At 61.7% G+C, this 24,687-nt stretch carries 22 protein-coding genes; 7 read left to right on the top strand and 15 right to left on the bottom strand.

Going from position 1 to position 24,687, the window contains the following annotated elements; genetic code table 11:
• Positions 1-398 precede the first annotated feature (398 nt).
• Positions 399-1,049 (top strand): ribonuclease HII, encoded by a 651-nt coding sequence (locus tag C6558_RS03930; protein ID WP_025426103.1) that lies wholly within the window; start codon positions 399-401, stop codon positions 1,047-1,049.
• 375 nt (positions 1,050-1,424) lie between these two features.
• Here C6558_RS03930 and C6558_RS03925 read toward each other — a convergent pair whose 3' ends face one another.
• The 12 genes from C6558_RS03925 to C6558_RS03865 form a co-directional block, all read right to left on the bottom strand.
• Positions 1,425-1,910, bottom strand: a complete 486-nt coding sequence (locus tag C6558_RS03925; protein WP_025426102.1) for a F0F1 ATP synthase subunit B — start codon at positions 1,908-1,910, stop codon at positions 1,425-1,427.
• A gap of 13 nt (positions 1,911-1,923) precedes the next feature.
• Entirely contained in the window at positions 1,924-2,541 is a 618-nt protein-coding gene (locus tag C6558_RS03920; protein WP_025426101.1) for a F0F1 ATP synthase subunit B, read from the bottom strand.
• 76 nt (positions 2,542-2,617) lie between these two features.
• Entirely contained in the window at positions 2,618-2,845 is a 228-nt protein-coding gene (locus tag C6558_RS03915) for a F0F1 ATP synthase subunit C (protein ID WP_025426100.1), read from the bottom strand.
• A gap of 81 nt (positions 2,846-2,926) precedes the next feature.
• Complete coding sequence (locus C6558_RS03910; protein WP_025426099.1) at positions 2,927-3,679, bottom strand: F0F1 ATP synthase subunit A; 753 nt, start codon at positions 3,677-3,679, stop codon at positions 2,927-2,929.
• Positions 3,680-3,739: 60 nt separating this feature from the next.
• Entirely contained in the window at positions 3,740-4,099 is a 360-nt protein-coding gene (locus C6558_RS03905) for an AtpZ/AtpI family protein (RefSeq protein WP_025426098.1), read from the bottom strand.
• Between the two features lie 297 nt (positions 4,100-4,396).
• Complete coding sequence (locus tag C6558_RS03900; protein WP_025426097.1) at positions 4,397-5,572, bottom strand: cell wall hydrolase; 1,176 nt, start codon at positions 5,570-5,572, stop codon at positions 4,397-4,399.
• Positions 5,573-5,809: 237 nt separating this feature from the next.
• Entirely contained in the window at positions 5,810-7,711 is a 1,902-nt protein-coding gene (locus C6558_RS03895) for a potassium transporter Kup (protein WP_025426096.1), read from the bottom strand.
• A gap of 17 nt (positions 7,712-7,728) precedes the next feature.
• Positions 7,729-8,706 carry a magnesium transporter CorA family protein gene (locus C6558_RS03890; protein ID WP_025426095.1) on the bottom strand — a complete coding sequence of 326 codons (978 nt, stop codon included), beginning with the start codon at positions 8,704-8,706 and terminating at the stop codon, positions 7,729-7,731.
• 423 nt (positions 8,707-9,129) lie between these two features.
• Positions 9,130-10,290 carry an iron-sulfur cluster carrier protein ApbC gene (apbC, locus tag C6558_RS03880; RefSeq protein WP_025426093.1) on the bottom strand — a complete coding sequence of 387 codons (1,161 nt, stop codon included), beginning with the start codon at positions 10,288-10,290 and terminating at the stop codon, positions 9,130-9,132.
• A gap of 449 nt (positions 10,291-10,739) precedes the next feature.
• Positions 10,740-11,495 (bottom strand): LuxR family transcriptional regulator, encoded by a 756-nt coding sequence (locus C6558_RS03875; protein ID WP_025426092.1) that lies wholly within the window; start codon positions 11,493-11,495, stop codon positions 10,740-10,742.
• A gap of 169 nt (positions 11,496-11,664) precedes the next feature.
• A complete protein-coding gene (locus C6558_RS03870) occupies positions 11,665-12,405 on the bottom strand; it encodes an autoinducer binding domain-containing protein (RefSeq protein WP_025426091.1) in 741 nt (246 codons plus the stop codon).
• Between the two features lie 193 nt (positions 12,406-12,598).
• Positions 12,599-13,411, bottom strand: a complete 813-nt coding sequence (locus C6558_RS03865; RefSeq protein WP_025426090.1) for an IclR family transcriptional regulator — start codon at positions 13,409-13,411, stop codon at positions 12,599-12,601.
• Positions 13,412-13,578: 167 nt separating this feature from the next.
• Between C6558_RS03865 and C6558_RS03860 the strand changes: the two genes are divergently transcribed.
• The 5 genes from C6558_RS03860 (at position 13,579) to C6558_RS03835 (ending at position 18,710) form a co-directional block, all read left to right on the top strand.
• Positions 13,579-14,349: an SDR family NAD(P)-dependent oxidoreductase gene (locus C6558_RS03860; protein ID WP_057211578.1), complete on the top strand. Its 771-nt coding sequence runs from the start codon at positions 13,579-13,581 to the stop codon at positions 14,347-14,349.
• Entirely contained in the window at positions 14,346-15,266 is a 921-nt protein-coding gene (locus tag C6558_RS03855) for a 2-dehydro-3-deoxygalactonokinase (RefSeq protein ID WP_025426088.1), read from the top strand. The genes C6558_RS03860 and C6558_RS03855 overlap by 4 nt, the downstream gene beginning before the upstream one ends.
• A 16-nt stretch (positions 15,267-15,282) precedes the next feature.
• Complete coding sequence (locus tag C6558_RS03850) at positions 15,283-15,918, top strand: 2-dehydro-3-deoxy-6-phosphogalactonate aldolase (RefSeq protein ID WP_025426087.1); 636 nt, start codon at positions 15,283-15,285, stop codon at positions 15,916-15,918.
• Positions 15,918-16,802, top strand: coding sequence for an SMP-30/gluconolactonase/LRE family protein (locus C6558_RS03845; protein ID WP_025426086.1), 885 nt, complete (start codon positions 15,918-15,920; stop codon positions 16,800-16,802). Before C6558_RS03850 ends, C6558_RS03845 begins: the two co-directional genes overlap by 1 nt.
• A 183-nt stretch (positions 16,803-16,985) precedes the next feature.
• The gene (locus tag C6558_RS03835) at positions 16,986-18,710 is read left to right on the top strand and encodes an IlvD/Edd family dehydratase (protein WP_025426085.1); all 1,725 of its coding nucleotides are present in this window, start codon (positions 16,986-16,988) and stop codon (positions 18,708-18,710) included.
• A gap of 61 nt (positions 18,711-18,771) precedes the next feature.
• Here the strand turns inward: C6558_RS03835 and C6558_RS03830 are convergent, their stop codons facing one another.
• Positions 18,772-19,869 (bottom strand): hypothetical protein, encoded by a 1,098-nt coding sequence (locus tag C6558_RS03830; RefSeq protein WP_025426084.1) that lies wholly within the window; start codon positions 19,867-19,869, stop codon positions 18,772-18,774.
• A gap of 365 nt (positions 19,870-20,234) precedes the next feature.
• On the opposite strand from C6558_RS03830, the gene C6558_RS03825 reads away from it, so the two are divergent.
• Complete coding sequence (locus tag C6558_RS03825) at positions 20,235-20,876, top strand: PRC-barrel domain-containing protein (RefSeq protein WP_025426083.1); 642 nt, start codon at positions 20,235-20,237, stop codon at positions 20,874-20,876.
• Positions 20,877-20,936: 60 nt separating this feature from the next.
• Here the strand turns inward: C6558_RS03825 and C6558_RS03820 are convergent, their stop codons facing one another.
• On the bottom strand, positions 20,937-22,985 hold the full coding sequence (locus C6558_RS03820; RefSeq protein ID WP_107026864.1) for an NADH:flavin oxidoreductase: 2,049 nt from the start codon (positions 22,983-22,985) through the stop codon (positions 20,937-20,939).
• Between the two features lie 95 nt (positions 22,986-23,080).
• Complete coding sequence (locus C6558_RS03815; RefSeq protein WP_025426081.1) at positions 23,081-24,631, bottom strand: trimethylamine methyltransferase family protein; 1,551 nt, start codon at positions 24,629-24,631, stop codon at positions 23,081-23,083.
• Positions 24,632-24,687 lie beyond the last annotated feature (56 nt).

The following is a 24,687-nucleotide window of genomic DNA, read 5'->3' as shown; positions in this document are numbered from 1 at the left end:
CAAGGAGATAGAGCGTTCCGCGATTCCGTCTAAATCGGAACGCCCTAGCGGCAATCGGTATTGCGTATGTCGCTGGAGAAGTGGAGTTTTCGACCGCTCAGGTCAGGAATGCGAGGTGTGGCCTGAAGGCAAAATAACCTCAATGGTTGGCCGGAATGGGCAGGCATCGGTCTTGAGACGCCCGGTTCCCTGGATCGGCTGCGATTTGGGAAGCAGGTCACGGCGCAAGTTCATGCGAGCAGCGTCCCTCGCGCGTCATATCTGGCGCGCGGCGACAGAATTGAATTCCGGCGTCTCCTCCGTGCCTCATCAGGATGACGCTGGCATACCCCCCGGCTGCCGCCGCACTCAGATCGGGGGACTTGAAGAGAATCGGTCGATCATGCGAGTTTCGCCGCATGTCACATCGCAGATCGACCGATTCTCCCCTTTTCCCGGATATTATCCTTGCGCCCGATTTCAGCTTTGAACTGGCTGCCAGAAGGGACGGCGCCTGGCCGGTCGCTGGCGCCGACGAGGCCGGCCGAGGGCCGCTTGCCGGACCCGTCGTTGCCGCCGCGGTCATCCTCGACCCGGATGCCATCCCCGAAGGCCTGAACGACAGCAAAAAATTGAGCGCCGCTGAGCGCGAACGGCTGTTCGATGAGATCCTGGCAACCGCCACCGTTTCCATCGCCTCTTCCTCGGCCACCACGATCGATACCATCGATATCCGCAAGGCAAGCCTCGAGGCGATGCGACGGGCCGTCGACGGCCTGTCCCTGACCGCGCGTTTCGTGCTGGTCGATGGCCGCGATGTTCCGCCCGGTCTTGGCTGTCACGCCAAGGCGGTGGTCAAGGGCGACGCCCGCTCGCTCTCGATCGCCGCGGCATCGATCGTCGCCAAGGTGACGCGCGACCGGATGATGGAACGGGCCGATGTCGCTCACCCCGGCTACGGCTTTGCGGCTCATGCCGGCTACGCGACAGTGGTGCATCGCAAGGCAATCGATGCCAAGGGCCCCTGCCCGCTGCATCGCATGAGCTTCCGTCCGCTGCGCAAGGATTGACGTTCGGCATCGTTGAAACCTCGCCGTCTGGATCGACACAAACCGATGCCGATGGCGGCCCCCCCGGAAGGTGCGCTTGACGGCGCAGCGCGTCATAGACGGAGACAGACGAGCGGTGACGCGGCAGGCTTTGCTGTAGCCATGTCTCCGCCCCCTGCCGAGCCGCTCCGGTCACCGCATCTGCGGTAATCCGCCGCCCGCCCCTGACCATCGGCCGGCGTTCCGCGGGGTTTCCCCCCTTATCGAGCCCAAACAGGTTCCGGACGTCACGGAAGACATCCCGAACTGGCGCTCGCACGCATCACCCAAGGCTATCCCAAAAACAAAAAGCCCCGCACGTGGCGGGGCCTTTAAATCGCATCTTGCAGCCGAGGCTTAGTTCAGGCGCGACTTGACTTCGCCAAGTGCCTTCTTGAACAGCTCGCTCTGGGCGCCGGCGTCAGCCTTGGCAGCAACAATCTTTTCGGCAGCGCTGATGGCCAGATCGACGGCAGCCGAACGAACGGCGTTGATCGCGTCGCTTTCGGCCTGCTTGATCTTCTGTTCCGACAGCGCGGTCCGGCGGGTGACGAATTCTTCCGTCTTCTGCTTGGCTTCGGCGGTCAGCATTTCTGCTTCGCGCTGGGCAGCGGCAACGATACCGGCAGCTTCCGCTTCGGCATCCTTGCGCTTGCGCTGGTATTCGGCAACGAGGGCCTGGGCTTCTTCGCGCAGGCGCTTGGCTTCCGCCAGTTCGTTGCCGATCTTGTCGGCGCGTCCGTCGAGCGCCTTGCCGATCATGCCCGGAACCTTGAGGTAGGCAATCAGGACGAAGAACAGGATCAAGCCGACGAGGGCATAGAAGGTCGCATCAAGATGCATGGTTCAGTGCTCCTCAGTTAACGGCCGATGCCTTGACGGCAGCGACGATCTCAGCCTTGGTGACGGTGCCACCAATGAGCTGCTTGACGACGGCCGTTGCAGTTTCCTCGGCGATAGCGCCGACGTCTGCGAGTGCCTTGGCCTTGATGTCGGCGATGCGGTCTTCCGCAGCGGCGATCTTCTTGGAAAGATCGGCTTCGACAGCGTTGCGGTCGGCGACAGCCTTGGACTTGGCAGCTTCGCGCGCGCCGTCTGCAATCTGATGACCCTTGGCCTTGGCAGTTGCCAAATCCTGCTCATAGGATGCGATGGCAGCGTCAGCTTCGCCCTTCAGGCGCGACGCTTCGTCGAGATCCTGAGCGATGCGGTCGTGACGGGTTTCAAGAATTCCGCCGATGCGCGGAATGATGACCTTCGACATCAAGAGATAGAAGAGGCCAAACGTGATCGCGAGCCAGAGCAGCTGCGATGCGAAATGGGTCGAATCAAAGGGCGGGAACACGCCGGAGCCAGCCTCGCCTTCGTGGGCCACACCCGTTTCGGTGTGCACCTCACCGGCCGCAGCGGCATCGTGTGCTTCGGCGCCTTCAGTGGTGGTTGACTGCTGGGCATAGGCCGCGGTCACAAACATGCTCACCTCCAGGTGCACTCAAGAATATGCGCGGCCGCGACCCTTTGACAGGTCGCGGCCGAAACTCCAGCCGTTATTAGACGGCGAAGAGGAGGAGCAGGGCTACGAGCAGCGAGAAGATGCCCAGAGCTTCCGTAACGGCGAAGCCGAATACGAGGCGGCCGAACTGGCCGTCAGCAGCCGACGGGTTGCGCAGCGCGCCAGAGAGGTAGCTGCCGAAGATGTTGCCGAGGCCGAGAGCCGTGCCGGCCATACCGAGGCAAGCCAGACCTGCGCCGATGTACTTTGCTGCTTCCGCTTCCATGATTGAACTCCTTCGAATGGTGTTGCGGCTTAGGATTGCGCTTCCGACGGAGGACCGGCCGGAAGCAAGCGACTGTATTCCTTAGTGGCTTCCGGGATGGACAGCGTCGTTGAGGTACATGCAGGTCAGTACCGCGAAGACATAGGCCTGGAGGAAGCAGACGAGGAATTCAAGACCGGTGATAGCGACGGTCATGATGAGCGGCAGGATCGCACCACCGATGCCGAGCGCGCCAAGGGCGCTCAGGGAGGTGACGAAGCCAGCGAAAACCTTCAGCGTGATGTGGCCGGCCAACATGTTGGCGAAGAGACGGACCGAAAGGCTGATGGGACGGGAAAGGAACGAGATGATTTCGATCGACACGACCAGCGGCAACAGGATGCCCGGCACGCCGTGAGGCACGAAGAGCTTCAGGAAGCCGAAGCCATGCTTGTAGAAACCATAAAACAGCACCGTGCCGATGACGAACAGCGCCAAGGCGAAGGTGACGATGATCTGGCTGGTGATGGTGAAGAAGTAAGGGAACATGCCGAGCAGGTTCGCCGTCAGGATGAACATGAACAGCGAGAAAACCATCGGGAAGAACTTCATGCCGCCGCTGCCAGCGCCTTCGCGCAGCATCGAAGCGATGAATTCATAGGACATTTCCGAAACCGACTGCATGCGCGTCGGGATCAGCCCGCGCTGCGATGTGGTCAGATAAAGGAAACCGGCAGCGGCACCCACGGTCGCAACCATGAACAGCGACGCATTGGTGAAGGAAAAGTCAATTCCGCCAATTTCGATCGGGACAATCTTGTTGACCAGGAACTGGTGGGTCGGATCGTTTGACACCGCGCTTCTCTTTCGTTCTGCCCGCCTTTAGAGCGGATACCGTGTTTTCCGGGCGACGCCTCAGGCGTCATCTCCGTCCGTCTTGTCATTCCCAGAACTGCGCTTGACCGAGTCGAGTGTCGCCACCATCCCCGCCGAACGCAGTACATTCAACACACCGGCGCAAAAGCCAAGGAGCAGGAAAATGATCATGCCCCACGGCCCTGTACCCGCAAAGTGGTCCAAAAGATAGCCCAGAAACGCCCCAACCACGATGCCAGCGATGAACTCGCTGGAGAGCTTCATTGCCGCCGCATAGCCTTTGCGGCTTTCAGCGGCTCGGGCTTCAGCACCATCCGGCTCACTGGGTCGCTTGGACTCAATCTTTTCGCCGAGCTGCTTCAGCCTTGCTTCCAGACTTTCTTCGGGTTTCTCCGTCACGTGGCTCTCCCCTTGTTGTCCCACACGGTCACGACCATGATTTCGGCCACACAAAAGGCTGCTGTTCAAGCCACGTTTCAGCCCCATTTGAAGTCGCGCGCAACATAGTTTTAGGCTTCCGCATAGTCAAGGCGTGCAAAGCGCTTCGGCGTGGACAATATTTTTCAATGATTTCATCCACTTGATAGCATTCGACGCCATCATACTGACAGACAAGGCCGGGAATCGGCAGATCGCGAGCCAGAATCTCCGGCCCGCGATCGGTGCTTGTGCGCAAGGGGTCGGCAGCTGAACTGGTCAGCTCCAGCCGCCGCCGTAGGTCCGGTAGAAGACGTGCAGGCCGATCTTGCCGACACGCTTCATCGTCTTTGCCCAGGCCGGGTTTACATAGGTTGCGTGATAATGTGTTGCTGAGCCGACTTCGGGCAGCCAGATCTTGCCGGCGGTGACCGCCATGGCAACTTCCTTTGCTTCCTTCCAGTGCGAGCGGGAATAGATCAAATCGCGGATCATGTCGCAGGCGAATGAGAACTGGCAGCGATTGCGCCATGCCTTGTTCTGATAGACGACGCCGCAGATCGTCTTCGGATAGGTCGGATTGCGCACCCGGTTGAGAATCACCTGTGCGACGGCCGCCTGGCCTTTCAGCGGTTCGCTGCGCGCTTCGAAGTAGATGCCTTCGGCGAGGCATGTCTGCTCTTCCTTGCTGAAGACGCCCGCCGGTAGCGGGGTCGCGGCCCAGGCGTGGTCCTCGGGAGAGATATCGGGAATGAAACGTCCGGCATTCTTGTCCTCGCGCAGGATCGAATCGAAGGGCGATTCACGCGCATAGTCCGGCTCGGGCCGGACATAGGCAGTCGCAAGAATGTCGGGCTTGTCGTTGGTGACAAGCTTGGCCAGCATCGGCGAGACGCCGGGATCCGTCTTCGGCGGCTTCTTCTTGTAGAAGGCCGTGGCGATCTCGATCTCCTTGCCTTTGATCTTCGGATTGGCGAAGACCATTTTTTCGGCGCCCTCGAAGCCGGGCTCCATCAGCGAACTCGTGCGCTGCAGGATCGAACCGGCGGTAAAATCCTTGGGTGGGGTGACAGGGGTGACGGCGACGATACGGCCCTTCTTGCCCTTGCGGTTGACGCGGTCTTCATCCGGCGTGCCGGCGTGCTTGCTTTCTGCGGTCAGAGCGACGCGGCTGCCATCGGGAAGATCGATACCGGCGCCGCCATCGAGCGCGCCCGTCGTGATCGGATCGGCAAAGACCATCTCGACTTCGTGGATCGATCCCGCTGGCGACGGCGTCATGTACATCCGCCAGCGCTCACCGCCACGATTGATACCGGACAGGAAGGTCGCAAGGTCGGAATAGGCCGCGACCGTGGGGAAACCGATATACACCGCAAGGCCAATGAGTGCCGGAGCCAGCCAGGCGGAGAAGTTAACACGAGATTCGCGACGCAGTTTGCTACTCTTACGCACCAACCGACTCCACGCAACGCTGATCGAAGGCACGGCTCTGCCCTCGCCGGCGATGAGCCAGCGGACAGGTTCCGCGCAGGACGCTAGGACAATGAAGCCGCCGGACGCTGTGCCGACGATGCTTCGTTCGAGCCTTGAAAATGAAGCATTAACCTTGATGTTTGGTTAATGCGTCTTCACTGAAAGGCCGGAAGAGCGGGCCTTGCGGCCCGCCGGCCGTCTTTGCAGCCGGTATCGTCAGATGATGACGTGCGAGCCGAGTTCGACGACGCGGTTGGTCGGCAGGCGGAAGTAGTCGGAAGGGTCGATCGCGGCATTGGCGAGCGCGATGAACAGGCGGTCCTGCCAATGCGGCATGCCGGACTGGGCGTCCGGTACCAGCTTGCGCCGTCCGAGATAGAACGACGTCGACATGATGTCGAACTTCAGCCCCGACTTGCGGAAGAGCCCCAGCGCCTGCGAGACGTTTTGCGTCTCCATGAAACCGAAGCGCATTTCGAGCAGGGTGAAGCGTTCGGAAAGCGGCTGCACGCTGACGCGTTCGGCCTTTGGCACTTTCGGCGTATTGGCGGTGCGGATCGTCAGGATGAAATTCTGCTGATGCAGCACGTGATTGTGCTTGATGTTGTGCAGCAGGGCCGCGGGCGTCGATTCCGGGTCGCTCGTCAGGAACACCGCTGTGCCGGGCACCGAAACCGGCGCATGTTCGCTCTTGCGCTCGATCGACTTGACGAAGCTTGCCAGCGGAATGTCGATATGGCGGGTCTTGGCATGGAGAATTTCCGTGCCGCGTTTCCAGGTCCACATGATCACGATGAAGGTCGCGGCGATCAGCACCGGCACGTAGCCGCCGTCATGGATCTTCAGCATGTTGGCGCCGAGGAAGACGAATTCCAGCGCGAACAGCGGCAGCAGCACGGCGCCGGCCCAGAGCGCCGACCAGTTCCAGCGCGCACGCAGGAACTCGAAGGAGAGAACTGTCGTGACCACCATCGCGCCGGTGACCGAGATGCCATAGGCGGTGGCGAGCGATTCCGACGAGCCGAAGACGAAGACCAGCGCCATGACGCCGAACATCAGCAGCGTGTTGACGTTGGGCAGATAGATCTGCCCCGTGTGTGTCTCCGACGTGTGGAAGATCGCCATGCGCGGCAGGAAGCCGAGGTGGATCGCCTGCCGCGTCAATGAGAATGCGCCCGTTATCACCGCCTGGCTGGCAATGATCGTCGCGAACGTCGCCAGGATGACCACCGGCAGCAGCGCCCATTTCGGGAACATCAGGAAGAACGGGTCCGACATCGCCTCGGGGTTCTTCAGGATGAACGCGCCCTGGCCGAGATAGTTGAGCGTCAGCGCCGGAAAGACGACCAGGAACCATGCCCACTGGATGGGCCGGCGGCCGAAATGGCCAAGGTCCGCATAGAGCGCCTCTGCGCCGGTCACCGTCAGGAACACGGCGCCGAGCACGATGATGCCGACATAGCCCTCATTGAACATGAAGCTGACGGCATAATAAGGATTGAAAGCCTTGAAGATCGACAGGTCGTCGGAAATGTGGACAAGGCCGATGCCACCCATGACCAGGAACCAGACGAGCGTGATCGGGCCGAAGAAGTTGGAGACCGCGGCCGTGCCCTTGGACTGCACGGCAAACATCAAGAGCAGGATGACCACGGCAATGGGAACGACATAGTCCGACAGCGCCGGGGTCACGAGTTTCAAGCCCTCGACGGCCGAAAGCACTGACAGAGCCGGCGTGATCATCGCATCGCCGATGAACAGCGCGGCACCGGCAATGCCCATGAAGAACAGGATGGCCGTGTGGCCATTCCCCGTTTTCATCAGCAGCGCCAGCAGCGAGAGCGTGCCGCCCTCCCCCTGGTTGTCGGCGCGCAGCAGAAACAGCACATATTTGATCGTGACGATGATCGTCAGCGTCCAGATCATCAGCGAGATCAGGCCGATGATTTCGACATCGGTGACGCCGTCGTGGGACACCGGGCGCAGCGCTTCGCGAAACGCGTAGAGCGGGCTGGTGCCGATATCGCCATAGACGACGCCGATGGAGCCGAGGCCGAGGACGAGCAGCCGGCGCAGGTCTTTCGACCCTTGTGTGGAAGGGGCATGCGATTGGGTCATGCGTGTCCTACAGGCTGTTACAGCCAGCCTTTCCAGCGAAAGAAGAAAAACGGTATCACGGCGGATATCACCATGGCAGCCAGCGCCCAGGGATAGCCGAGCGGCCATTCGAGTTCCGGCATGACGCGAAAGTTCATGCCGTAGACGGAAGCGACCAGCGTCGGCGGCAACAATACCACCGAAGCGATCGAGAAAATCTTGATGATGGCATTCTGCTCGACATTGATGAGGCCGAGAGAGGCGTCGAGCAGGAAGGTGATGTTGCCGGAGATGAACGACGCATGTTCCGACAATGTCTGGATGTCGCGCGAGATCGAGCGGCAAAGTTCGCGGCTGTCCTTGTCCGCCTGGACCTCGGGAACGGTGTAGACGAAGGTCAACAGGCGCGAGAGCGACGCGAGGCTATCGCGGGTCTTGGCGACCAGCCGGTGATGGCCGGCGACATCGCGCAGGCGCGCTTCCAGAAAATGCGGCGGACGACGTTTGACGACTGCCTTGTCGCCAAAGACCTGCAGCGACAGATCGTCGATCTTGCCCACGGCCTGCTCGAGAATTTCGGCAGTGCGGTCGGCAATCGTTTCGAGCAACCGGGTCAGCATCACCACACCGTTCGGACAGCCGCCCGGAATCCGATGCATTGCCGCCTTGAAGAGGGCGAAGGCACGCGGTTCGGCGTAGCGAATGGTCACAAGACGCCCGCCATGCAGGATGAAGGCAACGTCGGTGAGATCGGGAATATCGGTTTCCGAACGATAGACCAGCGACGCCGTCATGAACACGGCATCGGCCTCGGTATAGAGCCGGCTCGACGGCTCGATGTCCTTCAGGTCGTCGCGTGTCGGGATCGAGATGCCCAGAAGCTTCTCCATCATCAGATCCTCGGCCTTGCTCGGCTCGACGAGGTCGACCCAAACGATATCTGGCCGCAGGGCAACGAGCTCATCCGCCACCGACAGGGTGACAGTCTCACCGTTGGAGCAATAGCCCGTGATCATTCAGGCGCCCTTCCCGCAGCTGCGGCCCTGGGCAGAGGTGCGAACCCGAGCGAAAGTGAGCAACCGCATCGGCGCCACAGTATTCCCACAATCGAATTCCATCGGATGAAGCGTTCCGCCAGTCAGGACAAAATCCTCAACTCGGTCGTCGCGGGAGGACAAGATCTCCAGCGAGAGGGCGCTAAGTTGGGCACCTTCGCAAGTGCGGCACGGCATATGGCGCAATACAGACGCAAAATCAATGCCCCCTCGATACATGACACAGGCGCCGTCTACTGTTCCGGCGTCACCCTACTGCATGTTTCGCCGAATCGAAATCGGGGCGCGGACAAAATTGTGCCGCTATTCCAGGGGGCTGCAGCAGGCGACCGCCAAGTCGGGCTGCCACCGCAACGATGGCGTCCGACGAAGCTGGATGAAGGCCTATTCGAAGACGATGCTCGGCATTGCACGGCTCTTGTCGTCGCGGGCAGCCAAAACCTCAGCCCAGACCTTGGTCGCGATGTCGCGATAGATGCGGGCGATCTCGCCGTCTGCATCGGAAACGACCAGAGGCGTGCCCGCATCGGATGTTTCGCGGATGCCCATGGTCAACGGCACTTCGCCGAGGAAGGGTACGCCGATGCGCTCGGCCTCCTTGCGCGCGCCGCCATGGCCGAAAATGTCGTAGCGCTTGCCGGTGTCCGGCGCGACGAAATAGCTCATGTTCTCGATGATGCCGAGCACCGGCACTTCAACCTTGCGGAACATCGCCAGCCCTTTTCGGGCATCGATGAGCGCCAGGTCCTGCGGCGTCGAGACGATCACCGCGCCGGCGAGTGGAACTTGCTGTGCCATGGTCAATTGCGCGTCGCCGGTGCCTGGCGGCATATCGACAACCAGCACATCGAGATCACCCCAGGCGACTTCGCGCAGCATCTGCAACAGCGCCGACTGGATCATCGGGCCGCGCCAGATCATCGCCACTTCCTCGTCAACGAGGAAGCCCATGGACATGACCTTGAGGCCGTAGTTTTCCATCGGGCGGATCATCCGGCCCTCGATCTGCTGCGGCCGGCCGGAAATCTTCAGGAGGCGCGGCATCGACGGGCCATAGATGTCGGCGTCGAGCAGGCCGACTTTCAGGCCGTTGGCCTTCAGCGCCAGCGCCAGATTGACCGATGTGGTGGATTTGCCGACGCCGCCCTTGCCGGAGGCGACGGCGATGATTGCGCCAACGCCGGGAATGCCTGCCTTGGCGGGCGCGCCGCCGGCCGGACGCTGGCCATGGGCATGACCGGCATGGGCGCCGGCCGGTTGCGGACGCTGTACCGGGGCTGCCGCTGGTGCTGCCTTGCGGTCGGCCGTCAGAGCGACCATCGCCGCGCTGATTCCCGGGATTTCCCGCACCACGCGCTCTGCGGCTGCGCGCATCGGCTCCAGTTCCTTGGCCCGATCGGCCGGAACGGTGATCGAGAAATAGGCCTTGCCATCCGAAATGAAGACATCCGACACGAGCCCAAGCTCGACGATGTTGCCTTCCATGTCCGGTCCGCGGACCGTTCGCAGCTTATCAAGAACCACGTCTCTGGTGACTTCCGGCATCGCGCCCTCTCATTCTCTGCTATCTCTTGGATAACGTTTGTTATCCCTTAGATAATCGAGGCAGGGCGCTTCGCCAATGCGACATAACGGAAAAAGCAGGGCCGCCACTCACCCTGGTGTCCGTACATCCGGAATCACAAGCGTGATCCAGGGATCACACGGGGTTGGGTGGCGGCCCTTTTTGTCGCGACCTTCTTGGGCGCTGTCTTGTTTTTAGTCCCCTCTGGACATGCATCTAGCAATGCAGGATGCGTGCCAGATTCGAGGAAGAACAAAAAAGCGAATATTTTCAGTGGATTAGATGCGGCGTTGGTTGCCCGAGACCCCGAGAGCATCTGCCCAGTTTATGGGCAATGGTCTCAAATCCGCACAGGATCGGTGCATCTTTCAGCTGTGACCCACGCGGAAGACGGGGCGAAAGGCTTCGGGCCCGTCGCGCCGAACGACGGCTAGCTGATGTAGCCCTTCTTCATCGCCTTGACGACGGCCTGCGTCCGGTTCACCGCGTCGAGCTTCTTGGTGACGTGGTTGAGGTAGTGGTTCACCGTGTGCTCGGAGAGGCCGAGAATGCCGGCAATCTCGGCGCTGGTCTTTCCCGCCGCCGTCCAGCTCAGGCACTGGATCTCGCGCTCGGACAGCGACGCACTGCTGTTCTTCCACACGGAACCGATCTCGGCCAACCGGTTGTAGACATGGATCGCGATCATCTGCAGTTCCATGATCACCGTCATCGGCAGTTCGGCTTCCGGCCCCATCAGGATGACGGCGCCACGGCCGCCTTCGGCGTCATGCACCGGGAAGTAGCTGGCCTGGAAGATGGCGTTCTCGCGCAGCATCGCAATGTATTCCCGGGCTGAATCGGGCTTGCCGCCCTCGCCTTCCCAGGCATCGAGCGTCACCTGGAACGGCGTCGTCGTTTCCCGCAGCCGCTTGACGCCGGTGCTGAAGCGCAGCATCGACAGGCTGTCATATTTGTTGAGCAGCTCTGCCGGCATATTGGAAATGACCGTGGTTGCCGCCAGGCGCTCGACATCAATGGAAGGGATCGAACAGATGAGAAAGGTTTTGAAGCCGAACATCTGCGTGATCCGCCGCATATAGCGGATGATGTCGAACTGGGTCTCCAGTTTTGCGATCTCGGACGCGAAATCACCGCCCCGGGGCAGATCTGCGTCAGTCGTCCCGGTGGTCATCGTATCCTGCATTCGCGCGTTCCATGGCATTCATCAACTATCAAATAGACCGACCTGCAGGCCAATGCCAACAGATGATCGAGATTCCCTGCCCTACGCGCCCAAAAGCCTGTGTATTTCCCTACAAGCGACCTGCGCCATGCCGCAGCATCCAGCTTTGATGTGCAGGATGTGCCAATTCTCAGTTGATCAAACCGGCACGCATGGCCTTGACGACCGTTTGCACGCGATTGACCGAATCCAGCTTTCGCGTCGCCCGGTTGAGATAGTGGTTCACCGTATACTCCGATAGCGCCAGGATGCGCGCCATCTCGCTCGTGGTCTTGCCGGCGGCGGCCCAGCGCAGGCATTCGACCTCGCGGCGCGACAGGCTTCCCGAGCCGCGTCGCCCGCGCTCACGCACCTCGGCCAGCTTGCTGAACAGAATACCGGCCCACAGATTGAGTTCCTGCATCTCGTCGTTCGACACCACAGGGCGGTCGCCGCCAAAGGCAATCGCAGCCCGGTGGCCGCCAGCGTCGTGCACCGGCAGATAGATGCCGCGCGGCATGCCCGCCTGCTCAAAGACGCAGATGGCCGCGTCGCCCTTGCCATCGGCGCGGCGGCGCGCCAGTTGATGGGCATCATAGGTAAACGGTATGGTGCTGCGGCGCAGACGCTGGATCACAGGGCTGCCATTGATCAGGCCAGCGCTGTCGTAGCCTTTCAGGAACTCGACCGGATAGGTCGTCATGATGGCGTTGTCCTCAAGGCTGTTACAGCCGGTATCCGGAACGGCGAGCACAAGGAAACCACGGAAGCCGTAGGCCTCCGCAACCTGGCCGATCACCCGTCTGATATCGTCCTCGCAACAAATCGGCCCCCTCACGGACCGTCCGTCAGGAAGCATCAATGACGCCATATTCGCGCTGAAATCGATCATCTTCCGCCCTTCTCCACATCCAGCTCCGGGGAGGAGCACGGCCGCTGACGCCGCATGAAGATCACGTCAAAATTTCTATCAATGTCATAATCAACTCTGTCCGCGGGAACCGCGAAGCGAGTCTGATATATTAACGTTATCGAGCTTGGAACACTACGTCCAGTCGAAGTTTCTAATTTACCGTAAAGTGAACTCAAGGTCCACCGCGGCCCGGACCGAGGCGAATCGCGGCCTCCTCCCCGATCGCCGCCGCCGCCGTCCGTACCGCCCCCGACCAGGCGGCCAGTTGCTCCATGCTCACCCGATAGGCCGGTCCCGTAACCGAGATTCCAGCCGTCAGATCGCTACCCGAAACACGGATCGGCGCAGCCACGCAACGGATCTCTATCTCATGTTCTTCCCGATCGAAAGCGTGTCCGTCGCGGCGAATGTCCGCAATCTCCGCCAGCAACGTTTCGGCCGAGCGATGCGTATGCGGGGTGAACGCGTGGAACGCCATTTTTGCAACAAGCCGCTCCAGTTCCGGTTGCGGCAACAGCGACAGCGCCGCCTTGCCGATGCCGGTGCAATAGACGGGAGAGGCCTTGCCGATCTGCGAACTCATGCGCACCGTCTGCCGGCTTTCGACCTTGTCGACATAGACGATCTCGGTTTCCCTGAGGATGCCGAGATGCACAGTCTCACCCGTCAACTCGTGCAGGCTGCGAAGATGCGGTTCAGCAACGTCGCGGAAGCGATTGCTGGACCAGGAGCGATAGGCAAGTGTGAGCAGGCGCAGGCCCGGCTCGTAGCAGAGATCGCGCCGCTGCACGAGCAGCCCTTCCTCGACGAGATGGCTGAGCAGCCGATGCAAGGTTCCGCGCGGCTGGCCGGATCGGGCAAGGATGTCGGTGAAACGCTGCGGCCCATCCGCCATCACAACGGCCTCAAGAACGGCCATGGCCTTGCCGAGCGTGCCGGTACCCGCCACCTCACCATCCGCAAACACTGCCAGGTCTTCGCTCATGTCGCTCGCATCATTCCGGTCCCATCAAGGTCCAAGGTCCGCCATCCTATCTTGACAAGATAACCGCCGTCGCCCGATAATTCCATATAATAAAATCACGTTCCACATATTGGAACAAAGAAACCTGCAAGCGTGCCGGGACGGCGCGAATGGGGAGTGCCCGACCGATGCCGTTGCCTGCGGCCCAATTTCACGACCTGAGGGATCGCTGTATCCTTGTCACCGGCGGTGGCGCCGGCATCGGTGCGGCACTCGTCGAAGGTTTCGTTCGTCAAGGGGCGCACGTCGCCTTCGTCGACATCGACGAGGCGGCAAGCCGGGAGCTCGCCGACAGGCTTTCTGTCGAGGCCGGATATAGGCCGCTCTTCATTCATGCCGACCTGCGCGATATCGAGGCATTGAGGACAGCCGCCGAAACGGCCGCGGCGACACTTGGCGCGATCCACGTGCTCGTCAACAATGCCGCACGCGACGACCGGCAGCCGCTCGAAAGCGTCACCGAAGAGAGCTGGGACGAAAGCCAGGCCGTCAATCTCAGGCACCTGTTCTTCATGAGCCAGGCGATAGCGCCGCATATGCGCCGGGCCGGCGGCGGATCGATCGTCAACTTCTCGTCGATCGCCTTCCTGCTCAACATGGCGGAAATCCCCGCCTATGCGACGGCCAAGGCGGGCATCATCGGATTGACGAAGTCGCTTGCCGGCAAGCTTGGCCCCGACAATATCCGCGTCAATGCGATCCTACCCGGCATGATCGTTACCGAGCGCCAAAAGAAACTCTGGCTCGACGAAACGGCGATTGCAGCGATGCTGGAGAAACAATGCCTGAAGCGAAGCCTGACCGCCGAGGACCTCGTCGGCCCATGCCTTTACCTGGCGTCCAACAGTTCCATGGGCATGACGGCCCAAACGATGATCATTGACGGAGGCGCACTTTGATGACCGCAGCCTATTATGCCGCAGTCGACTGGGGAACCACGAGCTTTCGGCTCTGGATCATTGCCGAAGACGGCGCGGTGCTTGCAGAGCGGCGCAGCGGCGAAGGCATGACCACGGCCGCCAAGACCGGCTTTTCAACCGTGCTGGAAGCACATCTGGCGGCGGTGGCCGCACCGACGCACCTGCCCGTCATCATCTGCGGCATGGCGGGCGCCAAGCAGGGCTGGCTGGAGGCCGGCTACCTCGATACGCCCGCCGTCCTCTCGAGAATTGCGGCAAGCGCCGTCGCGGTGCCCGATGTCGGCCGCGACATCCGCATTCTGCCGGGTCTTGCCCAGCGCGATCAGCAGCATCCCGACGTCATGCGTGGCGAAGAGACCCAGCTGCTCGGCGCTGCAGCCAGGCTTGGCGACGGCCGGCACCTCGTCTGCATGCCCGGAACCCACAGCAAATGGGTGCGGCTCGACGGCGGCAAGGTCACCGGTTTCTCGACCTTCATGACCGGCGAATTGTTCGACGTGATCGCCAGGCATTCCATTCTCAGCCATTCGGTCGCGGATGCGCAGGTTTTTTCCCGCGACCATCCCGCGTTCCTCGCCGCCGTCGCGGCGGCCTACGCCGACCCGGCGCTCGCCACCAACCTGCCGTTCGGCGTGCGGGCCGGGCAATTGCTGCACGGCACGACGGCGACGGACGCCAAGGCGACGCTGTCGGGTACGCTGATCGGGCTTGAGATCGCCGGCGCCCTGGCAGCGGCCGGAACCGTCGATAGCGTCTGCCTCGTCGCCTCCGGCTCTCTCGGTGCGCTCTATCGCGAAGCACTTGCAAGCCTCAATCTTAGCCCCCGGATCGTCGACGCCGACGAGGCCGTGCGCGCCGGCCTTTCGACTGCCGCACAGGCAATCTGGCCCCTCTGACCGAAAGACTGCTGATATGAACCGTATCCCCTTTCCGCCGATGAAATACCCGCTGGTCGCCATCCTGCGCGGCCTCAAGCCCGAGGAAACCGAAGGCGTCGTCGGCACGCTGATCGAGGCGGGCTTCACCGCGATCGAGATCCCGCTCAATTCGCCGGACCCGTTCCGGTCGATCGAAACCGCGGTAAAGATGGCGCCGCAGGGCTGCCTGATCGGCGCCGGCACGGTGCTGACGACCGCGCAGGTCGAACAGCTTGCCGATGTCGGCGGACGGCTGATGGTCAGCCCCAATGTCGAGCCGGCAGTGATCCGGCTGGCGGCGCAAAAGGGCATGGTGACCATGCCCGGCGTCTTCACCCCGACGGAGGCGCTCGCGGCCGCTGCGGCAGGCGCAACCGGCCTCAAATTCTTCCCGGCAAGCGTGCTCGGCCCTTCCGGGATCGCCGCGATCCGCACCGTGCTGCCGACCGATGTCGAAGTGGCAGCCGTCGGCGGCGTGTCGGAGGAGAATTTCGCCGACTATGCCAAGATCGGCATCAGAAGCTTCGGGCTCGGATCGAGCCTCTACAAGCCCGGAATGAGTGCCTCCGACGTCGGCAAGCGCGCCGTCGCGACAGTCAAGGCCTACGACGCCGTCTACGGAGCACGATGATGAGCGATAGTATTCCTTTTGCCGGCAGCATCCTTTGCGGAGCGACCTCGATCCTCGGGGAAGGCCCAACCTACGACCCCGGCAGCGGCACCGCCTGGTGGTTCAACATCAAGGGCCAGGAACTGCACGAACTGCACCTCGAAACCGGCCGCAAGGCCGTGCATGCGCTTCCGTTCCTCGGCAGCGTCCTTGCCGTCATCGATCCGCTCCGGCAACTGATCGTTTCCGACCAGGGGCTGTTCCTGAGAGATACGCAGACGGGCGCGTTCAGCCTCGTGACGACGCTGGAGGACAAGCCCGGCAACCGCTCGAACGACGGCCGCGTTCATGCGTCCGGTTCGCTGTGGATCGGCACCATGGGGCGCAGCGCCGAAAAGGGAGCGGGCGCGATCTATCACGTCGCCGGCACGCAGGTGACTAGGCTCTATGACCGGATCACCATTCCCAACAGCATCTGCTTTTCGCCTGACGGAACCGTTGCCTATTTCGTCGACACCGATGTCAACCACCTGATGCGCGTCGACATCGATGCCGAGACGGGATTGCCAACGGGCGAGCCCAGCCTGCTCGTCGACAGCAGCGGCGAGGCCGGCGGCATCGATGGCTCGGTCTGCGACGCCGACGGCTTGATCTGGAATGCCCGCTGGGGCAGCGGCACGGTCGACGTCTATAGGCCCGACGGCGTGCGTCTCACGCGCTATGCGATGCCGACGACGCAGCCGAGCTGCACGGCCTTCATCGGGGCGAAGGCCGACCGCATGCTGGTGACGTCGGCCTGGCAGGATCTGGACGAAGCGGCGCGCGCAGCTGATCCGCATGCCGGCAAGACCTTCGAACTCGGCGTCAGCGTCAACGGCCGGTTCGAGCCGTCCTTCCGCCTCTGATCGGAAACCCTACAGCACCGCGCGTCTTATTAGACGCGCAAAGGTCGCTGTAGCACTTTGAAGTGCTGCATGTTTTTTCCTTAAATCGAATGGGATTTTAAAGAAACATGCAGTAGCGAAGCGCCAATAAAAAGTCATACAATTCATCCACGCGATCAATCGCATGGTGAGGAGGAAGCTTGAATGAGCGACAAGAAGAAAGAACTGCGCAGTCGGCACTGGTATGGCGGCACCCACAAGGATGGTTTCATCCATCGCTCCTGGATGAAGAACCAGGGATTTCCGGACCATGTCTTCGACGGGCGCCCGATCATCGGCATCTGCAACACCTGGTCGGAACTGACCCCATGCAACAGCCACCTGCGCATTCTGGCTGAGGGCGTCAAGCGCGGCGTCTGGGAGGCCGGCGGCTTTCCGGTCGAGTTTCCGGTGTCCTCGCTTGGCGAAACGCAGATGCGGCCGACGGCGATGTTGTTTCGCAACCTGCTCGCCATGGACGTCGAGGAGGCAATCCGCGCCTATGGCATCGACGGCGTCGTGCTGCTTGGCGGCTGCGACAAGACGACACCCGGCCAGCTGATGGGCGCGGCTTCGGTGGACCTGCCGACGATCGTCGTTTCCTCCGGGCCGATGCTGAACGGCAAATGGAAGGGCAAGGACATCGGCTCCGGCACCGACGTCTGGAAATTTTCAGAAGCGGTGCGCGCCGGCGAGATGAGCGTTCAGGAGTTCATGGCGGCCGAGAGCGGCATGTCGCGTTCGCCCGGCGTCTGCATGACCATGGGCACGGCCACCACCATGGCGTCGATCGTCGAGGCGATGGGCCTGTCGCTGCCGATGAATGCCGCACTCCCCGCCGTCGATGCGCGCCGAATGGCGCTGTCGCACATGACGGGCAAGCGCATCGTCGAGATGGTGCATGAGGATCTGCGCCTGTCGAAGATCCTGACCAAGAAGAATTTCGAAAACGGGATCATTGCCAACGCCGCCGTCGGCGGATCGACCAATGCGGTCGTGCATATGCTGGCGATCGCCGGCCGTGCCGGCGTCGATCTCTGTCTCGAGGACTTCGACCGCGTCGGCGGTCAGGTGCCGTGCATCGTCAACTGCATGCCTTCAGGCAAGTATCTGATCGAGGATCTCGCCTATGCCGGCGGCCTGCCAGCCGTCATGAACCGCATCCAGCATCTGCTGCATGCGGATGCGCCAACGGTCTTCGGCATGCCGATCAGCCGATATTGGGAAGACGCCGAGGTCTTCAACGACGACGTCATCCGCCCACTCGACAATCCGCTGCGTGCGGCAGCCGGCATTCGCGTGCTCAAAGGCAACCTTGCGCCGAACGGCGCGGTCATCAAGCCGTCTGCCGCCAGCGAACATCTGCTGGCGCATGAGGGCCCGGCCTATGTCTTCGAGACGATCGAGGACCTGAAGGCCAAGATCGACGATCCGGATCTGCCGGTGACCGAAGACACCATCCTGGTGCTCAAGGGCTGCGGTCCCAAGGGGTATCCCGGCATGGCGGAAGTCGGCAACATGCCGATCCCGCGCCGGCTGGTCGAAAAGGGCGTGCGCGACATGGTGCGCGTTTCGGACGCCCGCATGTCGGGTACGGCGTTTGGAACCGTCGTGCTGCATGTCAGCCCGGAATCGAACGCCGGCGGGCCGTTGGCGATCGTCAGAACCGGTGACCGCATCCGGCTCGACGCGATGAAGGGCGAACTCAACCTGATGATCAGCGAGGAAGAGTTTGCAGCCCGCATGGCCGCCTGGCAGCCGCCGGAGCAGAAATGGACACGCGGCTACTACAAGCTCTATCAGGATACGGTGCTGCAGGCGGACAAGGGCGCCGACCTGGATTTCCTCGTTGGCGGAAGCGGCAGCGAGGTTCTGCGCGAAAGCCATTGAGGATAGCTGTTGCGCCAAGCGACACGGCAGTGGAACCCCGCCCCTTCGGCGGGGTTTTCGTTTATCCGGCCGTCGATCGGCGACCGACCAGCAACTCGGTGGCCGGCGCCAACGAGCGCAGCCGCGACCAGGTCTCATAGCCATAGATGGCGAGACCAACCGCAATGAAGAGTTCCTTGTATTCGGTCGGATCCCAGATGCGCACGAGTTCCTGCGCCTGCAGCACGAACAGTTCCTGGATCGCGACGATCAGGATCGCGCCGGCGGTGAGCACTGTGAATTCCCGCCATAAGCCGCCCCGCAGTGCGAGATCGGCGATCACCAGCAGGATGATTATCGTCATCATCACCATCATCTGGGTCGGCAGCATGCTCCAGTTGTCGCTGTTGAACGCCGCCATCGGTGCGCTTGCCGCCAACACCAAAACGCTCGGCGTGAATGCTTCGAACCGCCCGAGCGCGAAACCCTTGCGAAGGTAGAGCCAGACAAAGGGCGCTAACGTCAAAAGCACGAAGCTGCCGGTATAATAGAGCAGCTCGGTGAAACCGGTTGAGATGTTGTGCAGGTTCAGTTCCTGCTGCTTGTTGAGGCCCAGCAACGCGTCGGGCGTGGAAATGCCGAACACGCGTTGCATCCAGGATATCTCTTCCATGCCGACGATGAACAGAACAAGGCTGAAGGATGCCGCGGCACCGGCCGCCAGCCATGCGACGCGATCGGCCTCACCCCGCGCCGCGCGCAATTGACCCATGGCCGCCAGCGCGAAGAACACGCTTGAGGCAAAGATCAACAGGGCGGAAAGCCACTCGAAGATGTTGTCCTCGCGGGCCAGGGCGCTGAAGATCGCGGCATCGACGCTGAAAAGAAGGGCCGCCGCGGCTGCAAAGACCGGCATTGCGATGCAGATCCACAGTTCGCGGCGTGAGGCCATCCGAAGCGCGGGTGCGCCGAGCCAGGACGCATCGCGCGTGAACCCCTGAATAGCCGCAAGCGACAGACTGAGCGACACCCATGCATGCCAAAGATTGTAGGGTTCGATCTCAGGCATCCGCTCCGAAAAATAGCGCACGCCGAACAGGCTGCGCTCGATCCCGACAAGGCCGACCATCACCAAAACGGAAAGCAGGGAAACGGAGAGAAATCGCCGTGGCAGAAACATGGGGAACCGTCCAGATCAACAGGATGGAATATCCACGAAGAATGCTCCATCCCGTCTTCAGCAAGTATAGGCAAGAACACTCAATATTGTATGAATGTAAAGCAGAACTCAATAGACCACTAAAATACATAGCCGGAGTGATGACGCTCCGATATCTGCCGAAAGGTGAGCGACGACCACCGGCGATATTGATCTGCGACCATAGAAGTTTGGCGCATGACTGCCAGAATTCCGGCGCGATCAGTCGAATTTTTCTGGAACCGTTTCTGCCGCCAGGCGTTGCTTTGGTATCACCGGTGCGGTGGAAACCTGGCGACGATCAGGACCGCGCCTTGATCGACAACGTCAAGGAAAGGCAGTTTGAGATGACCAAGAAACTTGTATCTTCCGTTGCGGCCGGTGCGCTTATCGCGAGTGTTGCGTTCGCGCCGATGACCTTCGCTCAGGACGCCACCCAGCCTAAGCCGGCCGAGCCGCAGACGATGGAAATTCAGCCGGCTCCGGGTGCCGAAGCACCTGCAGACCAGGCGCAGACGACACCGCCGGCAACCACCGAAGCACCTGCTGTCACGGCCCAGTCTGACGGAACGTACCTGACCGAACAGGCCAGTGACCAGATCGCGACCAGCACCTATGTCGGCCAGACCGTCTATAATGCCGGCGACGAAAATGTCGGTGAGATTAACGACCTGATCATCAAGAAGGATGGCGGCGTTGTAGCTGCTGTGATCGGTGTCGGCGGCTTCCTGGGCCTCGGTGAGAAGAACGTTGCGGTCCCGTTCGATCGCATTCAGATCTCCGAACAGGCCAATACGGATGCCTTGAAGCTGACGACGACGGAAACCGCCGAAACCTTGAAGGCGGCTCCCGAGTTCAAGACCAAGGCGCAGCAGGTCGCCGAACAGCTCGCCAACCAGCCGGTTGACACGTCGACGACCTCCTCGACCACCGGAACGGCACCGGCTACCCCGATGCAGCCGGCACCGGCTGAGGGTACCCAGCAGTAAGCTGGATCGTTAGACGACCAGAAGATGGAGCGGCGGTGCTTTCACCGCCGCTCGTTTTGTTCAGAAAAGCACGCCGTAGCGCAGCGCATCATAGATGCCGGCATGGATGTTGCGGCTGGCGACGGCATCGCCGATGCGGAACATGTCGAAGCCGGCGCCCGGGTTGCGCAGTGGGATCGGGTTTTCGCCGCGAAGCAGCGCCTTGTAGTCGACGGCGCCCAGATTGCGAGAAATCGGCTTCAATTCGCGGTAGAGATCGTCCATCGGCACGGTGCCGTGCTCGACCACCACCTGCGCCACCCGGCGTTCGCTCGATGCCGTGTCAGAAAAATCGGAACCGAGCGTCGCCACCAGCCCATTGCCTTCCCGCCGAACCGACCGGAGGCGGGTGTTGATCGTCACACGCACATTGTGATCTGCAAACGCCCTGGCGTAAGGCACATGGTTCATGCCGCCGACTTCGGGCGCGAACATGCGCTCGGGCGAGATGATCTCGAGCTCGACGCCAGCGCGCGCAATCAATTCGGCCGCAGTCATGCCGCTATGGGCGCCGTTGTCGTCATAGAGCAGCACGGGTCCCTCCGTCTTCACCGCACCGGCGATGATATCCCAGCTTGAGACAACCAGTTCGTCCCCCGCCTCCAGAGCCGGGTTTTGGGCGATGCCGCCGGTAGCAACGACGACAAGATCGGGCGACCGCTCCAGAACATCGTCGACGCCGGCAAAGACGTTGTAGTGGATCCGCACGCCAAGCCTCTCCAGCTCCGACAGCCGCCAGTCGACGATGCCGATCAGTTCCTTGCGCCGCGGATTGCGCTGGGCAAGCAGAATCTGCCCGCCCGCCTCGCCGGTAGCCTCGATGATCTCGACCACATGGCCGCGCTCGGCAAGCACACGCGCCGCCTCAAGGCCGGCCGGACCGGCACCGACGACGACGGCCTTTCGCTTCGGCCCTTCGCTTCTGGAGATGACGTGTGGCACGATCGCCTCGCGCCCAGTCGCCGCATTGTGAATGCAGAGTGCGCCGCCACCCTCGTAGATACGATCGAGACAGTAGGTCGCGCCGACGCAGGGGCGTATCTGGGCTTCCCGGCCCTCTTCGATTTTCCGGACGATATGCGGGTCGGCGATATGGGCACGGGTCATGCCGACCATGTCGAGTTTGCCCTCGGCTATCGCGTGGCGTGCGGTGGCGACATCGGCGATGCGGGCCGCATGGAAAACCGGAAATTTGGTCGCCGCCCTGATTTCGCCGGCAAAATCGAGATGCGGCGAGGCGGCCATGCCCTGGATCGGGATGACCTTGGTCAACGGCGCATCATGGTCGATGTGTCCGCGGATGATGTTGAGGAAATCGACCTTGCCGGAGTTTGCCAGGCGGCGGGCGATCTCGATGCCTTCTTCCTTCGAAAGCCCCTTCTCCCAATCCTCGTCTGCCACCATGCGCATGCCGACGATGAAATCCGGCCCGACGGACTTGCGGATGGCGTCGAGCACCATGTGGGTAAAGCGCAGGCGGTTGTCGAGCGAGCCGCCGAAGTCGTCGTCGCGCTGGTTGGTGGCAGGCGACCAGAAGCCGTCCATCAGATGGCCGTAGGCCTCAAGCTCTATACCATCAAGGCCGGCGGCCTGCATGCGGGCGGCGGCTGTCGCATAGTCGCCGACGATGCGCTCGATATCCCAGTCTTCGATCTCCTTTGGAAACGACCGATGCGCGGCCTCGCGCACCGGCGAGGCTGAGAGAACCGGCAGCCAGTCGCCCTTGTTCCAGCCGGTGCGGCGGCCGAGATGGGTGAGCTGGATCATCACCGCGGTGTCGTGCTCATGACAGTCGTCGGCGATCTTCTTCAGCCAGGGCACGATCTCGTCGGAATAGGCGTGGAGATTGCCGAAGGCAGGCGGAGAATCCTCCGAAACGATGGCGGAACCCGCCGTCATGGTCAGCGCCATGCCGCCCTTGGCCTTCTCAAGATGATAGAGGCGGTAGCGATCCTTCGGCATGCCGTCTTCGGAATAGGCCGGCTCATGGGACGTCGACATGATCCGGTTCTTGAGCGTCAGATGCTTGAGGCGGTAAGGCTGGAGCAGTGGGTCTTTCGGCAGCGTCATTTCTGTTCCCTTGAGCACCGCCTGTCCGCTGAGCTGGACCGGTGGCACGGCATCATTCTTGTTATGCGCATTCTCAAAGAAGGCTCGGCGTCGGCTCAGTACCAGGCGTCCGCCATGCCGTTCTTGCGGCGAGAAACATAGTCCGTCAAAGCGTCGTCGATCACCACGTCCAGCGGCGGCGCTTCGTATTCGGCCAGCGTCTTCTTCCAACTCCTGTTGGCGCGCGCCGCCATGTCGGTTCCGCCCTCCTCTGTCCATTTTTCAAAAGGCTCGTTGTCGGACAGGGCCGAATCCCAGAAGGCGGTCTGGTAATTGCGCATGGTGTGATCGCATCCGAGGAAATGGCTGCCTGGCCCAACCTGCAGAAAGGCGTCCATGGCCAGCGTGTTGTCATCGACGACAACGCCGGCGAGGTAGGAATGCAGCGCGCCGCAGAAATCCGTGTCCATGACGAACTTTTCGTAGGACATCGCGAGCAGCCCATCGACGAAGCCGGCCGAGTGCAGGATGAAATTGGCGCCGCAATGCACCGCCGACAGCATCGACATGACGCCCTCCTGCATCGCTTGCGCGTCTGGCAGCTTGGAATTGGAAAAATTGCCGGCGCAGCGCAGCGGCAGGCCGAGGCGCCGTGCCAGTTGGCCGATCACCATGCTGCCGATCGCCGGCTCCGGCGTGCCGAAGGTCGGCGACCCCGAACGCAGCGACATGGACGACAGGAAGTTGCCGAAGATAACAGGCGCGCCCTTGCGCTCCAGCTGGGTCAAGGCGCAGCCGGCCAGCGTCTCGGCATAGGATTGCGCGATCGCTCCGGCATTGGTGACCGGACCCATGGCGCCGCCGAGAATGAAGGGCACGATGACAGCCGCCTGGTTTGCCCGCGCATAGGCGCGCAATGACTTCGTCATCGTTCCGTCCCAGACGAGCGGTGAATTGACGTTGACGTTGCCAAGAATGACGCAGTTGGCGTCGACGAAATCGTGCCCGAAGACAATGCGCGCCATCTCGATCGAGTCTTCGGCGCGATCCTCGGCGGTGATCGAGCCCATGAAGGCTCGGTCGGAATATTTGATGTGGCAATAGACCATGTCGAGATGGCGCTTGTTCACCGGAACATCGACCGGCTCACAGATGGTGCCGCCGGAATGGTGCAGCCAGGGGCTCGACTGCGCCAGCTTTATCAGATTGCGGAAGTCTTCGATCGTGCCGTAACGCCGGCCGTTGTCGAGATCGGTGACGAAAGGAGAGCCGTAGGCTGGCGAGAACACGACATTGTTGCCGCCGATTTCGACGCTGCGGACGGGGTTGCGGGCATGCTGGGTAAACTGGCGCGGCGCCGAGCGCACGATCTCCTTCAGCATGCCGGGCTCGAACGTCACCCGCACGCCGTCCAGCTTGGCGCCAGCGCGTTTCCAATGATCAAGGGATGCCGGGTCATCGCGAAACTCGATGCCGACTTCGGCAAGAATACGGTCGGCGACCTTCTCGATTCGGAGCAGGTTTTCTTCGCTCAGGATATCGTAGGTCGGAATATTGCGGACGATGTAGGGGACGCCAAGGCTCTTGGCGCTGACACCGCCGCGTTGCGGCCTTGATCCTCGTGTCCGTCTCGGTGCTTCGCCCGCTTCCACAGCCACCATTTCCATCGCCGTCCTCCCATCATTTGAGGTGATGGTATTGACGAAAAATCACGTTGTAACGC

Origin of the sequence: Ensifer sp. NM-2 (genome assembly GCF_003024455.1) — a bacterium.
GTDB classification, from domain to species: Bacteria; Pseudomonadota; Alphaproteobacteria; order Rhizobiales; family Rhizobiaceae; genus Ensifer; species Ensifer canadensis.
The sequence above is the reverse complement of the archived record's forward strand: the minus strand, read 5'-3'. Positions and strand labels throughout refer to the sequence as shown.

Coding starts and splice junctions, on each gene's coding strand:
- C6558_RS03930 (WP_025426103.1), top strand. CDS start 399: ATGTCACATCGCAGATCGACCGATTCTCCCCTTTTCCCGGATATTATC.
- C6558_RS03925 (WP_025426102.1), bottom strand. CDS start 1,910: ATGCATCTTGATGCGACCTTCTATGCCCTCGTCGGCTTGATCCTGTTC.
- C6558_RS03920 (WP_025426101.1), bottom strand. CDS start 2,541: ATGTTTGTGACCGCGGCCTATGCCCAGCAGTCAACCACCACTGAAGGC.
- C6558_RS03915 (WP_025426100.1), bottom strand. CDS start 2,845: ATGGAAGCGGAAGCAGCAAAGTACATCGGCGCAGGTCTGGCTTGCCTC.
- C6558_RS03895 (WP_025426096.1), bottom strand. CDS start 7,711: ATGACCCAATCGCATGCCCCTTCCACACAAGGGTCGAAAGACCTGCGC.
- C6558_RS03890 (WP_025426095.1), bottom strand. CDS start 8,706: ATGATCACGGGCTATTGCTCCAACGGTGAGACTGTCACCCTGTCGGTG.
- apbC (WP_025426093.1), bottom strand. CDS start 10,290: ATGCCGGAAGTCACCAGAGACGTGGTTCTTGATAAGCTGCGAACGGTC.
- C6558_RS03875 (WP_025426092.1), bottom strand. CDS start 11,495: ATGCAGGATACGATGACCACCGGGACGACTGACGCAGATCTGCCCCGG.
- C6558_RS03870 (WP_025426091.1), bottom strand. CDS start 12,405: ATGATCGATTTCAGCGCGAATATGGCGTCATTGATGCTTCCTGACGGA.
- C6558_RS03865 (WP_025426090.1), bottom strand. CDS start 13,411: ATGAGCGAAGACCTGGCAGTGTTTGCGGATGGTGAGGTGGCGGGTACC.
- C6558_RS03860 (WP_057211578.1), top strand. CDS start 13,579: ATGCCGTTGCCTGCGGCCCAATTTCACGACCTGAGGGATCGCTGTATC.
- C6558_RS03850 (WP_025426087.1), top strand. CDS start 15,283: ATGAACCGTATCCCCTTTCCGCCGATGAAATACCCGCTGGTCGCCATC.
- C6558_RS03845 (WP_025426086.1), top strand. CDS start 15,918: ATGAGCGATAGTATTCCTTTTGCCGGCAGCATCCTTTGCGGAGCGACC.
- C6558_RS03835 (WP_025426085.1), top strand. CDS start 16,986: ATGAGCGACAAGAAGAAAGAACTGCGCAGTCGGCACTGGTATGGCGGC.
- C6558_RS03830 (WP_025426084.1), bottom strand. CDS start 19,869: ATGTTTCTGCCACGGCGATTTCTCTCCGTTTCCCTGCTTTCCGTTTTG.
- C6558_RS03825 (WP_025426083.1), top strand. CDS start 20,235: ATGACCAAGAAACTTGTATCTTCCGTTGCGGCCGGTGCGCTTATCGCG.
- C6558_RS03820 (WP_107026864.1), bottom strand. CDS start 22,985: ATGACGCTGCCGAAAGACCCACTGCTCCAGCCTTACCGCCTCAAGCAT.
- C6558_RS03815 (WP_025426081.1), bottom strand. CDS start 24,631: ATGGAAATGGTGGCTGTGGAAGCGGGCGAAGCACCGAGACGGACACGA.